This is a genomic window from Pseudanabaena sp. PCC 9330, from assembly GCF_055795045.1.
This window is the reverse complement of record NZ_JAYFES010000108.1, coordinates 189,864-203,302: the sequence shown is the minus strand read 5'-3', so window position 1 is coordinate 203,302 and position 13,439 is coordinate 189,864. Positions and strand designations below refer to the sequence as shown.

Here is a 13,439-nt window from a genome sequence, read left to right as displayed (position 1 = left end):
TAGAACGCTGGCTCCCCACTTCTTCCTCCAATCCCTGAAACTACCGTACCACAAGCTTTTTAGCAGCTTTCAGCCAACTTTTGTCAGTCAACCAGCCTGCTGATTGACCAAAAAGGCAACTCGAGGGCTGACCGCCTGCTGAATGTACGGATTCAACTGCCGCACCCCCGCCGCAATTTCCCCAGCAGCAATCAGGTCAACTCCCGCTTTGATCTGCTGATTCTTTTGCCTCTAGGACCGGGTGAGGTAGGCCGTCGCCATCCCCGCTTGCTGCATTCCCTGCATCCACCGCCGACAGCTGCCGGGTGTCTCCCGCCAAAGTCACTCGGGCCTGCTGCGACTGGGCTTTGGTCACCAAAGCTCACGCATCCTTCGCTCTGATCAGTCCAATCCGCCAGAACAGGCTTAATCAGAGTGGCTTTGGGCAAATTCCTGTTATGGCTGATGGTGAGTTGGCTGGGTATGAATCTGCTCTCAAGCTAATTTGCTGGCACTAGCCATCACTATCTTGGTGCTTGTTGGTTTTTTGGCGGCGCAGTAGTGAAGCCGCTGCTGCGATCGCCAAGCCCAGGCCCAGCACTGCCGCCCCCATCGCTACGAGTTGAGCCTGTACCCCTGAGGATAGGTTGGGTTTTGGGGAGATTGAAGGGTCTAGTGCATTGCCCGGTGCGGCGGTAGGGACGGTGCTCTCGGCTGGGGAGACAGCGGCACGACCTGCGGCGACCACAGTGGTATAGCTCAGTTCAAAGGGAGTGAACGTGGCCTCAGCCCTGGGGCGACCCGTGAGTACAATCCGGTATTCACCCACCGTAGGAAACGTGATGTCGGCCCCAGGAATATTTTGAAACTGCTCGGGGGATATCGCCTGTAGGGTAGGCTGCATGACCGGATCTGCCCCCGGCTGGTTGGTGGCATAGACGGCGAGGGCGCAGTCACACTGCTCTAAGGAAATCACCTGGCCGCCCTGCTGGGTGAGCGCCACCCATACCCGCGCCGGTTCTCCAGCCTTGGGGCTGTGGTTGGGCTCTAGGTGCCAGGTGCCCGCAACATCGCCGGATACCTCGGTCTTATGGGCCTGGGCAGGCAGCATCGCCAGGCTGCCGAGCAGTAGGGCCGACATCAGGCTAAGGCTTGGCGGGCGCATAGTATTTCTCCATAGATAACAGTGACCAAAGCCCCCGCCAGCGCAGCAGCAGCGCCAGCAAAGCCACGCTGACCAGGGCAACAGCCGCCAGCCAGTGCCGAGTAGAGCGCTCAAAACTGCCCAAATAGCTCGAACCCAAGAGCAGCGCATGGGCCACCGCCAACACAAAAATGGGGATGCTGAGCAGATGGAGCCGACGCCAGTGGTAGCCCAGTCGGGTTTGAGCCCCATTAAAGCTAGTCAGAGCCAGGGGCGTCATCAACCCCAGTGCGACAATGCCTGCCCAACCGCCGGCCTGCAGACTGGGCAAGAGAAACGGTAGTGCAGCCAGGTTCCACCCCATGGTTAGCATGTGGGCCACATGGGCCACCGACAGCACAAACGCCCCTACCCCAAGGGCGCGACGGTAGATGATCAGGGGCGACCACAATCGGCTGAGGGGGCGGGCGACGAGGGCGAAGAACAGGCAAACCAACGCCCCATGACCGGTGAAATCGACCATGTCGCTGTTTCTAAACAACGTCAGCAGGCCAATCAGTAGGGTAATCCAGCCGCCGAGGCGAAACAGCTGCCCCCGGCGATCGCCACTCACCCAGGCGGTAGAGACCCCCACCCCCAGCATGATCGGCAGCGTGCCGACCCCAAAAGCCAGCATGGTGGCCCCACCCTGCCAGAGATTCATGGTCTCGGCTGCTTTTAGCTGCGCCGCGTACAAAAAGCCACAGGGCATCAATCCCCAGGCCAAGCCCAGCAGCAGCGGCGTCCACCGTTGGGGGTTAAGGGAAAGGGATTGCATCGCTCGACTGAGGCGATCGTGCCAGCTTGCCTGGGCCATGGGGTTGAGAAAGGGGACGTTGGGTACCTGGTTGGGGTTAATTTGCGCTAGCCCAAACCAGATCAGCAGCAGCCCAGTGACTAGGGCAACGCCCCGTCGCAGTGAGCTACCGAGGCCTGCCATTTGCCCACTGGCCACCAGCACTGACCCCAGCGCCCCAATCATGAGGCCGACTAGGACGTAGCTGATCAGCCGCCCCAGGTTGAGCAGCAGGTGAAACCCAATCTGCTGCCATCGACTGGGTGCGGTTGCAGACTGAGATAGCGAAAAGGCGACTGTAATTGGCCCGCACATGCCCAGGCAGTGTCCAAAACTGCCCAGAAATCCAAGGCTGGCCATGAGCAACAGGTCGAGCATACTGGCGTTGCGGAGCTAAGAGGCCGGTTTTGAGGTTAACACCTCGCCTGGTCGGGTGGCTTGCGACGGCTTGTCTGTTGACACTTGGCGTCAGGGGTTATTTTGCTCGTCTCCAGTATTGACCACCCGCTTGCTGAACCCCCAAAAAACTTGAAAGGCGCAGTCTCAAGCAGAAGGCGAAGCGTGCCTCGATTCGGGTGTACCTATCGCATTACTCAGGTACGTCTACCACCACCGTCGATTCAATTGCCTGACCATTGTGGGTGAAGGCTTCGTGGCTATTGGTAGTGAGGCTGACGGTGATCTCATTGCGGCCTGGGGGCAACTGGGGCAGGTGCAGCCAGGGGCCGTAGACCCGAGCACCTCTTTCGCCATTGATCGACAGGTGGCCGTGGCCCACGTTGGGCTGGTTGGCCTGGTTGACCTGCTCTGGCGCAAAACGAAAGTTCGTGGTTTGAATTTCTAGATTCCACCCCCGTACTGGGTCAGGGTGAGCCACCAGGGTAACCGTCGGAACCGGCTGGCCTGCGGGAATTTCAACCGTGCCGTGCCCGTGATGGTGGTCCCCCGCATTTGAATGGCCAGAATCATCATGATCACTGGCGTCATGGCTGTGGGGTTGGCTATTGGCCAGATTGGGGCTGCTATCGGTAGCGTTAGGGGTAGCGTTAGGGGCTGGGCTGCTACAGCCGAGGGTTAATCCCACGGTAAGCAGCGCCAAGACAAGATTGGAGTTAGCGTTTAAGAATCGGCAAAAGGACATGGTTTTCTACAGTCAATCGGGTCAAATTGGGTAAGTAGGGTGAGCGTGTTGGTGATGGTCAGAGCGTCATCTGGATGGGCCAAAATCAGCCTGGAGAGGCGATCGCTCGCATTACCCCATCGTCGTCACAGGACGTTGCCACTCGTTGAGCAACGTCAAAATGTAGTGGTGCAAATGCTGTTCACCTTGGGACTGCGCGCAGTCTGCCGCCTGCTGTAAATCGGCTACCCCACCCCCTTGGTCTCCCAGCGATCGCCGCAGCAAGCCCCGCCTTAAATAGGTGCGGGTGTGGCCAGGGTCGAGCACCAGCACCTGGTTGAGATCCGCTAGAGCCTCGTTGAGATGACCCATCTGGTGGCAGGCGCAGCCGTGGTTATACAAGGCACGAATATCATGGCTATCGATGGCTAGAGCCTGGTCAAAGTCGCGCAAAGCCGCCTGGGGCTGGGCTGTCATCAGCTTGGCCAAGCCACGATCGTCGTAGATATCGGTCAGGGAAGTTGGGTCTGAGGTCAGTGCTGCCGCCTGGTCAAAATCTGCGATCGCCGCCTCGAAGCGGTGCAGGGCCACCTGTACCAGCCCCCGGTTGTAGTAGCCCCGAAAATCGTCGGGATTGTGAACCAAGGCTTCCGTGTCATCAGCCAAAGCCTCAGCGAAATTCCCAGTGCGATAGAGGGCAATGCCTCGGTTGAGCCGATGTTCTGGCCTGTGGTCATCGAACCGAATGGCCCGACTACAGTCGGCAATGGCCTCGTCGTAGCGCTCTAGCTCAATCAGGCTGAGACAGCGATCGCCCCACTCTGTCTCCTGATCGGCAGGGCTGCTTAGAACCAACTGCCTGCCTACCGGGTACCCTACCGCAGGGGCGACGGGGGCGGCTGTGGTCGGCCCCGGCCAGCCCAACCACAGCCCCAGGGCCAGGCAAAGGCCGACGATTTTGAGTGAGCCCACGGCGATATCTCCTAGCTAGACAAACGAGAAATAGAAAGCCCCAACCCTTTGCAGAACTGAGGCGATTGAACTGGAAACCAGTGGAAAAACTACCACCCCTGCTCCGCCTGACTGAGCACGTAGGCCGCCACATCGGCAATATCGTCATCGCTGAGCCGCCCCTTAAAGGCCGGCATGGCATTTTTGCCGTTGGTGACCTGGTTCGTAATGGCCTCTACCGACGCCATCTCGTACTTTTCTAGATCGGCCTGTCTCAACGTTTTGGCCCCGTTGACCACATTACCGCCGCCGATATGACAAGCTGCACAGTTGTTGCCAAAAATCTGGCCACCGTGCCCTAAATCTGCTGCCTGAGCCACCGGAGCCATCCACAGGGTAAGGGCGGTTACGACCGTCGCTATTGCCAAAGCAAGTTTTCGCATAGGTTCTACAGACAAAATTTTTCCTGCAAAGCATTGTCCGGGCAAGGCGCTTTGAAATCAAAAGACAGCCTGTCAACTATTACAGAGTGCAACGCTAACGCCGATCCTGGGGTGAAAAAAGGAGTGTAAAGTATCAAGAAATAGGCTCCGCAATTCTGCACCCATCACCTATGGCCCCCCTCCCTCGCCATCGACCTCGCCAGCTTTCGCTTGGGCCGCTAGAGGCCGAAATCCTTGCCATCATCTGGGCTAGGGGCAGCGCTACGGTGAAAGAGATTCACGATCACATTCTGGCTGACCCCGATCGCGATCTGACCCAGGCTTCGGTGACCACAGTGCTCCAGCGGCTGGCCAAAAAAGGCTGGCTGCGCCGCGAGGCAAAACCCCAAGGCGAAGAAGGGCGCACCCGCCGGGTCTATTGCTGGCAGCCCATGGTGTCTCAGCAGGAGGCCGATGTGTTGGTGGCCCACCAGCAGCTTCAGAGTTTTTTGGCGGTTGGTAGCCCTGACCTGGTAGCCGCCTTTGCCGACAGCCTCGACATCGCTGAGTTGGATCAGCTCGATGCGATCGCAGCCCGCCTGCGTGCCCTACGCCATGCCCAGCCGTCCAGCCGAGGGGAGGAAGAGTAATGCACAGCAGTCTACTGTTGCTCACTGGATTGATAGCGTTGGTGTGGCGGTGGCAGTGGCAATCAACCGCTGGGCCTTGGGGCACCCGCTGGCAGTCGGCCTTCGTTGCGTTTTGTCTACCGCCGCTGATGATTCTGCTCGCTGCCATTGCCGTGCTCTCTATGGGGCACCACGGCACCATGATGGGCTGGAGCGTCAGCCCTGTGGGGTGCTGGGTCAGCCTGGGGGCGTTGGGGTTTGCCAGTGGCGTTGTGGCCCATAGGCTGATGAGGACGGCTGCGACCCGGCTGCGGCTAAGACAATACCAGATCGTTACATTGCCCACTGGTGGCCATGCCCGCTGTTTGGAGACTGACCTACCGGTTGCGGCCCAGGTGGGGCTGTGGCACTCGTCTCTGCTGGTGAGCCGGGGCTGGCTAGAGCATCTGACCCTGGCTGAGCAGCAGGCCATGGTCGCCCATGAGCAGGCCCATGCCCACTACCGCGACCCGCTCTGGTTTTTGGGCTTGGGCATGATCCGGCGATTTTCTAGTTGGCTACCCAACACCCAAGCCCTTTGGGAAGAACTGCTGCTGCTGCGAGAAATTCGCGCCGACCAGAGGGCGGCTCGCACGAGTGACCCCCTGCTTTTAGCAGAGCTGCTGGTTAAGCTGTCCCGGCAGATGACCCTAGCCACCCAGGGGTATTCGCCTGATCTTGAGCCTTCTGTGGGGTTCAATGAATCCCTATCCCTCAGTCGTCTAGAGCAGCGGGTGAATGCTCTGCTAGAGCCTGGTTCGGTAGCAGAACCAGCTGTTCCAGGGTCGGGGCGACTGATGTGGCTGATAGTTGCTGTACTGCCCTTAGCGGCGACCTGGCTCCACTCCTGATGGACTCTAAACTCCCCAGGGTTGGGTTATCGTTTGCAGCGCAGTCGATATTCATCCCAGAGTTTCTCTCACTGATCAGTGCCCCATTTGGCGTTGATTAATACTGCAACAAAACGGTGACTGGCACATCGGGCAGCTTGGTACGGCCCTCTAGCCCCACCAGCTCAATGACAAAACCAAAGCCCGCAACGGTGCAGCCGGCCTTCTCCACCAGTTCGGCGGTGGCGGCGGCGGTGCCGCCAGTGGCAATCAGATCATCGATAATCAGCACTCGGCTACCGGGTCGAAAGGCGTCTTGGTGCAGCTCAATAGTGTCATTGCCGTACTCTAGGGCGTAGCTGGCGCTGTGGACGGCGGCGGGCAGTTTACCAGGCTTACGCACCGGGGCAAAGCCAACCCCCATTTTGTAGGCCAGGGGCATGCCAAAGATAAACCCCCGCGACTCGATGCCCACGATGTAGTCAGGGCGGTAATCAATCACCTGCTCGGCAAAGGCGTCAATGCTGTACTGCATGGCGGTGGGGTTGCCCAGCAGCGGCGTAATGTCGCGAAAGAGAATACCGGGCTGGGGAAAGTCTGGAATATCGCGGATGTGGGCTTTGAGATCCATTACGGCTGCGGGTTAAGGGCGTTGCTATGGTATCACCGTCTCGTCGTTGAAAAATTGTCGAACCAGCCGCGCTTCCAGAAGAAATAGATTTGCAGGGCGGCAATCACCGCCATCACGGCCAAACAGATGATATAGCCCCAGTACCACCCTAGCTCGGGCATGTTGAAGGGCGATTTTTCGGTATTGAAGTTCATGCCGTAGACCCCAGCAATAAAGGTGAGGGGAATGAAGATAGAAGAGATCACCGTCAGCAGCTTCATGACTTCGTTCATGCGGTTGTTGATCGAAGACAGGTACACATCCATCAGGCTGGAGGCGATCTCGCGGTAGTTTTCGATGATGTCGACCACCTGCACAATGTGGTCGTAGACGTCTTGCAGATAGACGCGCACCTCCTGGCTGATCAGCTCATCGCTGTCGCGGATCAGGCTATTGATCACGCTGCGCTGGGGCCAGATGTAGCGGCGCAGTTTCATCAGCGCTCGTCGCATGCGGTGAATCTTTTTGATGGTGGCATTGGTGGGGTTGGCCACCACTTCTTCTTCGAGATCTTCGAGGGTCTCGCCAATGGCTTCTAGCACCGGAAAAAAGCTGTCGACGATGGTGTCGAGCAGGGCGTAGGCCAAATAGTCGGCTCCCTGGCGGCGAATGCTGCCGGTACCGCGCCGGATGCGATCGCGTACCGGATCAAACGAATCCCACTCGGGCTCTTCTTGAAAAGTCGCTAGGAACTCTTTCCCCAAGACAAAGCTGACCTGCTCGCTGGCTACCCCAGTGCCGGTAGGTTTAGGGCGCACCATCTGCATAATGACGAGAATTTGGTCGTCGTAGAAGTCGATTTTAGGTCGGTGGGGCACGTTGACAATATCTTCAAGCATCAGCGGGTGAAAGCCCAGGGTTTGGCTCATCTGCACCAGGGTGGCTTCGGTGCCCAGGCCGCGGGCATCGAGCCAGTGGACGCTGTCGGGGGGTGCGATCGCCCGGCATTCTGCCGGGTGGTCAATGGTGGCGGTGTGCACCGACTCCGGGTTGTAGCTGATTAACAGTATTTCCGTGGGTAGGGCATCTTCAGGGATGCGTAAGGTGCCAGGCAAGGAGCCAGGAGTTGAGTAGCTAAAGTCCACCAGTTCGTCATCGTCATCATCGGGCCAGGCTGGATTGTCACCCGACGGTGCAGCAGCCTCAGACAACCTATACTCTGCCGAGTCAGCGTCTGGAGAGTCGCCCTGGAGGCGGGGCTGGGGGGGCGAGCTAAACCCAGGATTGTTCCGTCGACGCGACATTGTCCTATCTCCCAAGGTTTGTTTGAGCTACCGCAATGGCTGTAGCTCAAGCATAAACCCCAACATCGACTTGAAGCCTTAGCGCATAAGCAAGAATCAAGCAAGAAAATGTTGCAATTTCGTTACATAGCTGTTACATTGGTTTACATAAAGAAACATTCGACTCCCAGGAGAGGCTTGAGATGTTCACCACCACCCAGCTCGACAACGGCATTCTCAACAATTACGCCGTAGAGCCTGAAATGTATTTCGCCACCTACCCCTCGCCTGAGCAGCAGGGTCGCTACGCCAAGCAAGCGGCCTTTGCCTCACTCTTGGTAGCTGGTCTGCTGCTGGTCTCTCTGGTCGTGAGCTAGGTCAGTTTGGTTTGTAGCAAAGTTCTGCACAGTCTTTGGAGAAAGAGCGCTATGTTTGCACCAATGGTTCTGCTAGTTCGCAATATTATGGGTACCCCCAAGTTCAATCGGCTGCGGGGTCAGGCGATCGCCCTTCACTCCAAGACCATCACCAAATTTTGCAACCGCTTCGGCATCGACAGCAAAAAGCGCCAAGCTTGGATTCGCACCGCCCGCGACAACGGCCAAAGACTGGGTTTCCTGGCCTAGATTTGCTCGCCTACTTTTGATTTAGTCTCCTAAAACCGCTGATTTGCATCCCCCTGGCTACGGCTGGGGGTTTTTATTGCCTGTTGTTTAAACCCTGGCGATGGCAGGTCAAAGGCTCGCAACGATCAAGCCCGTCACCGGTATCAAGGTAGGCTCTAGCTTGAAGCCATGGCGCAAAATGTAGCCAAAGATAGCAGAATGCCTGGCTTCTGTCGTGTTATGGTCGATTCTTCTATTTTCTCAGTAAAAACTGTGTTTTTTGGAGCAGGAGTGAACGGCTATGGAGAAGGTTCCATCAATATCTATGGCGGCGTTAGGATTGATGGCGATCGCAGGCATTAGCGCTGGAGAGACTATGGCGACGCAACTACCTCAACCCTTGCTGGCTCTCGAAGCAGAGGGTTCGGGTCTAGGCAGCTCAACCATCGTCGATCTAAATGAGCTGACCGCCAACCCGAGCAACTACGACTTTTTTACCTTTCGACCTAACCTAGAAAAGCTGATTCTCTCTGGGGAAGCCGAGACAGAGCACATCAGTATTCTCTGGTACACCATTCCCAATGGCAGTGTGGGGCTACACTACCATGCCATGACTGAGTCGGTGTACACCATTGAGGGCACCCAGACCGATGCCAAGGGGGTTTACCCCACCGGGTCGATCTACTTCAACCCACCGGGCAGCGGCCATGAGGTCTCAGACAGCACTGGCTTTTTCTTGCTGGCCTATGCTTCTCCCCCAGATTTCGCCAATACGGCCTTAATCGAAGAGTACACGCCCATTCAAATTGACACCACCGACCCCGATCTGGAGACGATCTACTCCTTTGTGGAGAAGCAAGCGGGCGTCTCGGTCTATGAGGTGCCCGTCGATGCTGAGGGTGGCATTACCGCTGAGTTGATCAAGACCACCTCAGCCACCGCCTACGCGTACACCGGCAACTATCTCCTGGTGCTAGAGGGCAGCTGTGCGATCGACGGCACCCCCTTCGGCGAGAAAATGCTGATCGTCGCCCCCACGATCGAGACCCAGACCTACAGCGTTAGCACCGCTGAAGGTAGCTCTTGCCTAGCCCTGGGCCTCTCTTTTTAGCCGGTCGCGAGGTAGGGGAGTGATGGGCACCAACCCCTGCTAGATAAACCCAACGCTTTGACGCGTAAAAAAACAGCCATCCCCATGGGGATGGCTGAAGCTATCTATACATCAGGTTCTGAAGAAGGCCGGCAGCTTACATCATGCCCATGCCGCCCATGCCACCCATGCCACCCATGCCACCCATGCCACCCATGCCACCCATGCCGCCCATGCCAGGGTCGCCAGCGGGAGCCGGAGGCTCAGGAATTTCGGCCACTAGGGCCTCGGTGGTGAGAACGAGACCGGCGATGGAGGCGGCGTCTTGGAGGGCCGATCGCACAACCTTAGCCGGGTCGATAATGCCCGCCTGAATCAGGTCTTCGTAAACGCCGGTCAGGGCGTTGTAGCCCATGGGGAAGCTGAGGGCTTTCACCTTCTCAACCACCACAGAGCCCTCTTGACCCGCGTTGTCGGCAATCTGGCGCAGGGGAGCTTCGATCGCCCGCTGCACAATGTCAACGCCGATCGCCTCTTCAGCGGTCAGAGAAGACTTCAGGGCGTCAAGCTTGGGAGCCAGGTGCAGCAGGGTCGCGCCGCCGCCGGGCACAATGCCTTCTTCTACAGCAGCTTTGGTGGCGCTGAGAGCATCGTCAATGCGCAGCTTGCGGTCTTTGAGCTCGGTTTCGGTGGCGGCCCCGACTTTGATCACAGCGACGCCGCCCGCCAGCTTAGCCAGGCGCTCGGAGAGCTTTTCTTTGTCGTAGTCAGAGTCGGTACGCTCGAGCTCTTGGCGAATCTGGGCGATCCGCTTGTCGATATCGGCCTTGTTGCCCGCGTCAGACACCAGGGTGGTGGTGTCTTTGGTAACAGTGGCTTTGGTGGCGGTGCCTAGCATCGACAGGTCGGCGGTGTCTAGGCTGAGACCCACTTCTTCGGAGATCACCTGGCCGCCGGTCAGCACGGCGATGTCTTGGAGCATGGCCTTGCGGCGATCGCCAAAGCTAGGGGACTTGATCGCGGCCACATTCAGCACGCCACGGGCCTTGTTGACCACCAGGGTAGCCAGAGCCTCGCCCTCGATATCTTCAGCAATGATCAGTAGAGGAGCACCCTCACGGGCTACCTTCTCCAGCACCGACACCAGGTCTTGAATCGAGCCGATCTTTTTGTCGACAATCAGCACCCGAGCGTTGTCGAGCTCGGTCACCATGCGCTCTTGGTCGGTGACAAAGTAGGGGGAGATGTAGCCGCGATCGAACTGCATACCCTCGACCACGTCTAGCTCGGTGTAGAGCGACTTAGACTCTTCAACGGTGATGACGCCGTCTTTGGTGACTTTGTCCATGGCTTCGGCAATCATTTTGCCGATCTCTTCGTCGCTGCCCGCCGAGACGGTGGCGACCTGGGCAATGGTGGCGTTGCCTTCGACCGGCTTGGCCACGGCGGCAATCTCAGCCACCAGGGTGCTGACAGCTTTATCAATGCCCCGGCGCAGGCTGACGGGGTTGGTGCCAGCGGCCACGTTCTTGAGGCCTTCTTTGACAATGGCCTGGGCTAGCACGGTGGCGGTAGTGGTGCCATCGCCCGCCAGGTCTTTGGTCTTAGAGGCCACTTCCTGCATGAGGCGAGCGCCTAGGTTCTCAAAGGGATCTTCGAGGTCAATCTCTTTGGCAATGGTGATGCCGTCGTTGACGATCTGGGGTGCCCCGTACTTTTTCTCTAGCACCACGTTGCGCCCCCGGGGGCCAAGGGTAATTTTAACGGCGTCTGCTAGGGCGTTGACGCCTTTTTCAAGGGCCTGCCGCGAAGCCTCATCAAAGGAAATTCTTTTTGCCATGTCGTCCTGTCTTTAAGCTCTCCAGAGACCAACTTAGCACTCGCTATACCAGAGTGCTAACTCAGCTAGAGTACCGCTGTGGAGAACGGTCGGTAAGTCGCAATAACCGATCCTCGACGAGTAATACCGATGCCGAATTCCATACCCTGGATTTCCAATCGGCCAATCTGCAGGGCGTTGGCGTAGCCTAGCCGGAGGCCTTACCGCCGTTTGCCCAAGAGGATCGGGGTTAGGTGATTTGGATTGGGTACCAGGCTGTTAGCTGCATCTGCTGCCGAGCACAGGGCTAGGGTCTGGGTAGAGAAGGCGGGGAAACCGCCCTGTGGCTCTGCCACACCTCATTCCACGGATCTTGAAAGGCCAGGGTCAACTCGGTGTCGAACCGATCTGCAAACCGCTGGCGAAATACTTCGGGCAAGTTAAACAGAAACACCGTTCCCGCCGTTTCTGGCAGGCTGTCAACGGCCAAGGTTTGGCCTACGCTGGGCAGCAGCAGCAGCTGGGTGTCTGGCCGCACCAGGTAGCTGAGGCTAATCAGGCTGGCGGGGTAGTAGCTATAGGCGTCGGCGATCACCAGGGGGCGATCGCCCTGGTTGATCACCGCTGCCAGCTGGTGGTAGTTGCTGTTGATCGACTTGTTCCACCAGGTATCGGCCTGGGCATAGACCCCGCCGGAGACAAGGCCTAGGCCAATCAGCAGGGCAAACACCGGTTTGGCCCACCGAGCCTGCCAGGATGGCGCTGCGGTCAGGGCATTAGAAATCAGGTAAACCACCGCCAGCTGCAAACCCACGCAGCAGGCAATTAGGTAGCGGGTGACCGTAAAGCGCTGGCCCCCCAGCAGTAGGTCAGGCAGCCCCACCAGTAGAGCGGTGCTGCCCACCAGGGTGACCACAAACCACCACACCCGAAACGGGGCCGTTTGGCAGAGTCGATAGAGGGCGTAGCCTTGAAGCGCCAGCAGCGGCAGCACCACCAGGTAGATCGGCCAGCTGTCGTAGGGGGCGTTGAGATCAAAAAAGCCATAGCTAAAATTAAAGGCGATCGCCCGCAGCCCAATCGACCAAGGGAGCCCTATGGACGTCCAGGACGTGGTGCTGCCGAGGGTTTCCCTGGAGACCACCACAAAGTACATCCAGGGCATAAAGGCGATCGCCACTCCCACCATCGCCGCTAGCCAGGCCAGGGTCTGCCGACCCAGATGCACAGGCCACCGGCGACTTTCCTGATCTAGGCCAAGGACGTAAACCCCATGGCCGATGGCGATGCCCAGGGTAAATAAAGCCGTGTAAAACGCCACCGCCATCGACAGCCCGTACCACACCCAGGGTCGCCAGCCCGATCTGCGCACCGCCCACAGCAGTAGCGCGCTACAGACGAAGATCTGTACCGTCCAAAGGCCAAACTCGCGCACCTCTTGGCCAAAGACCAGGTGCAGGGGCGACACGGCAAATAGGGCGATCGCCACCCAACCGCTCAGACTCGACTCAAACAGCTCTACACACAGCCAGTACACCGCCGGCAAGATCAGCAGCGTGATCAAAGCTGAAAAGCCCCGCGTCACCGCTGGTGTCGTGCCCCAGGTCTGAGCCCAAAACCGCAGCAGCAGGTAGAAAATCGGCGGATGCTGGACGTCGTCTAGGCCCTTGCGCAGCACCATATCGCCCAGGCTCAGCTCCGGCACAAACTGCTGGTAGGCCAGCAAATCGGCAGGGCTGACCAGCCGGTTTTGAAAGAGATCGTCCACCAGGTACTGCACCGGGCGGGCTGTGATCACCATGGAGGTGTAAGCTTCGTCGTGCCAGTAGACTTTGCCGTCAAGGTTGACGAAACGAAAGGCGATCGATAGAGCTGCGAGGGCGATCGCCAGCCACCGCACCCAGCCCAATCTAGAGCGGTACCACGTCTGTTGTGTAGACCGTTCACTCAGCACAGATCAGACTCCTAGCAGACCACCAAAGGAGTCAGTGTGCCACGCTTTTCGCCGATTGCGGTAGGTCATCGCTGAGGCCACAGCCAAACCGACTGGCCCCATTAGCCGCCATCGGATCGAGCTGGCATA

At 58.3% G+C, this 13,439-nt stretch carries 14 protein-coding genes; 5 read left to right on the top strand and 9 right to left on the bottom strand.

Annotated features, from left to right (window positions below):
* Positions 1–493: 493 nt before the first annotated feature.
* The 5 genes from AC0QKW_RS15845 to petJ all read right to left on the bottom strand — a co-directional run bounded on the left by AC0QKW_RS15845 (position 494) and on the right by petJ (position 4,472).
* On the bottom strand, positions 494–1,144 hold the full coding sequence (locus AC0QKW_RS15845) for a hypothetical protein (RefSeq protein WP_473152046.1): 651 nt from the start codon (positions 1,142–1,144) through the stop codon (positions 494–496).
* Entirely contained in the window at positions 1,125–2,336 is a 1,212-nt protein-coding gene (locus tag AC0QKW_RS15840; protein ID WP_473152045.1) for an urease accessory protein UreH domain-containing protein, read from the bottom strand. The genes AC0QKW_RS15845 and AC0QKW_RS15840 overlap by 20 nt, the downstream gene beginning before the upstream one ends.
* 211 nt (positions 2,337–2,547) lie before the next feature.
* Positions 2,548–3,042, bottom strand: a complete 495-nt coding sequence (locus AC0QKW_RS15835) for a hypothetical protein (protein WP_473152044.1) — start codon at positions 3,040–3,042, stop codon at positions 2,548–2,550.
* Between the two features lie 168 nt (positions 3,043–3,210).
* Positions 3,211–4,050: a tetratricopeptide repeat protein gene (locus AC0QKW_RS15830; RefSeq protein WP_473152043.1), complete on the bottom strand. Its 840-nt coding sequence runs from the start codon at positions 4,048–4,050 to the stop codon at positions 3,211–3,213.
* An 89-nt stretch (positions 4,051–4,139) separates the two neighbouring features.
* The gene (gene petJ / locus AC0QKW_RS15825; protein ID WP_473152042.1) at positions 4,140–4,472 is read right to left on the bottom strand and encodes a cytochrome c6 PetJ; all 333 of its coding nucleotides are present in this window, start codon (positions 4,470–4,472) and stop codon (positions 4,140–4,142) included.
* Between the two features lie 170 nt (positions 4,473–4,642).
* Between petJ and AC0QKW_RS15820 the strand changes: the two genes are divergently transcribed.
* Positions 4,643–5,101, top strand: coding sequence for a BlaI/MecI/CopY family transcriptional regulator (locus AC0QKW_RS15820; RefSeq protein ID WP_473152041.1), 459 nt, complete (start codon positions 4,643–4,645; stop codon positions 5,099–5,101).
* Positions 5,101–5,970: a M56 family metallopeptidase gene (locus AC0QKW_RS15815; protein ID WP_473152040.1), complete on the top strand. Its 870-nt coding sequence runs from the start codon at positions 5,101–5,103 to the stop codon at positions 5,968–5,970. Before AC0QKW_RS15820 ends, AC0QKW_RS15815 begins: the two co-directional genes overlap by 1 nt.
* A 97-nt stretch (positions 5,971–6,067) precedes the next feature.
* Here the strand turns inward: AC0QKW_RS15815 and AC0QKW_RS15810 are convergent, their stop codons facing one another.
* Together AC0QKW_RS15810 and corA are read right to left on the bottom strand one after the other, a co-directional pair.
* Positions 6,068–6,580, bottom strand: a complete 513-nt coding sequence (locus AC0QKW_RS15810; protein WP_473152039.1) for an adenine phosphoribosyltransferase — start codon at positions 6,578–6,580, stop codon at positions 6,068–6,070.
* A gap of 32 nt (positions 6,581–6,612) precedes the next feature.
* On the bottom strand, positions 6,613–7,863 hold the full coding sequence (corA, locus tag AC0QKW_RS15805) for a magnesium/cobalt transporter CorA (protein WP_473152038.1): 1,251 nt from the start codon (positions 7,861–7,863) through the stop codon (positions 6,613–6,615).
* A 182-nt stretch (positions 7,864–8,045) separates the two neighbouring features.
* On the opposite strand from corA, the gene psb34 reads away from it, so the two are divergent.
* From psb34 to AC0QKW_RS15790, 3 genes are all read left to right on the top strand, one after another.
* Complete coding sequence (gene psb34, locus AC0QKW_RS15800) at positions 8,046–8,219, top strand: photosystem II assembly protein Psb34 (protein WP_473152037.1); 174 nt, start codon at positions 8,046–8,048, stop codon at positions 8,217–8,219.
* 51 nt (positions 8,220–8,270) lie between these two features.
* Positions 8,271–8,468: a cyclic electron transport protein PGR5 gene (gene pgr5 / locus AC0QKW_RS15795; RefSeq protein WP_473152036.1), complete on the top strand. Its 198-nt coding sequence runs from the start codon at positions 8,271–8,273 to the stop codon at positions 8,466–8,468.
* 280 nt (positions 8,469–8,748) lie between these two features.
* Positions 8,749–9,558, top strand: coding sequence for a cupin domain-containing protein (locus tag AC0QKW_RS15790; RefSeq protein ID WP_473152035.1), 810 nt, complete (start codon positions 8,749–8,751; stop codon positions 9,556–9,558).
* Positions 9,559–9,694: 136 nt separating this feature from the next.
* Here the strand turns inward: AC0QKW_RS15790 and groL are convergent, their stop codons facing one another.
* Both groL and AC0QKW_RS15780 read right to left on the bottom strand, forming a co-directional pair.
* Positions 9,695–11,377: a chaperonin GroEL gene (gene groL, locus AC0QKW_RS15785; protein WP_473152034.1), complete on the bottom strand. Its 1,683-nt coding sequence runs from the start codon at positions 11,375–11,377 to the stop codon at positions 9,695–9,697.
* Positions 11,378–11,663: 286 nt separating this feature from the next.
* A complete protein-coding gene (locus AC0QKW_RS15780) occupies positions 11,664–13,310 on the bottom strand; it encodes a glycosyltransferase family 39 protein (RefSeq protein ID WP_473152033.1) in 1,647 nt (548 codons plus the stop codon).
* Between the last annotated feature and the right edge of the window lie 129 nt (positions 13,311–13,439).

Excerpts from the sequence above, each read along its gene's own strand:
- AC0QKW_RS15845 (WP_473152046.1), bottom strand. The coding sequence starts at position 1,144 with ATGCGCCCGCCAAGCCTTAGCCTGATGTCGGCCCTACTGCTCGGCAGC.
- AC0QKW_RS15840 (WP_473152045.1), bottom strand. The coding sequence starts at position 2,336 with ATGCTCGACCTGTTGCTCATGGCCAGCCTTGGATTTCTGGGCAGTTTT.
- petJ (WP_473152042.1), bottom strand. The coding sequence starts at position 4,472 with ATGCGAAAACTTGCTTTGGCAATAGCGACGGTCGTAACCGCCCTTACC.
- AC0QKW_RS15820 (WP_473152041.1), top strand. The coding sequence starts at position 4,643 with ATGGCCCCCCTCCCTCGCCATCGACCTCGCCAGCTTTCGCTTGGGCCG.
- AC0QKW_RS15815 (WP_473152040.1), top strand. The coding sequence starts at position 5,101 with ATGCACAGCAGTCTACTGTTGCTCACTGGATTGATAGCGTTGGTGTGG.
- AC0QKW_RS15810 (WP_473152039.1), bottom strand. The coding sequence starts at position 6,580 with ATGGATCTCAAAGCCCACATCCGCGATATTCCAGACTTTCCCCAGCCC.
- corA (WP_473152038.1), bottom strand. The coding sequence starts at position 7,863 with ATGTCGCGTCGACGGAACAATCCTGGGTTTAGCTCGCCCCCCCAGCCC.
- psb34 (WP_473152037.1), top strand. The coding sequence starts at position 8,046 with ATGTTCACCACCACCCAGCTCGACAACGGCATTCTCAACAATTACGCC.
- pgr5 (WP_473152036.1), top strand. The coding sequence starts at position 8,271 with ATGTTTGCACCAATGGTTCTGCTAGTTCGCAATATTATGGGTACCCCC.
- AC0QKW_RS15790 (WP_473152035.1), top strand. The coding sequence starts at position 8,749 with ATGGAGAAGGTTCCATCAATATCTATGGCGGCGTTAGGATTGATGGCG.
- groL (WP_473152034.1), bottom strand. The coding sequence starts at position 11,377 with ATGGCAAAAAGAATTTCCTTTGATGAGGCTTCGCGGCAGGCCCTTGAA.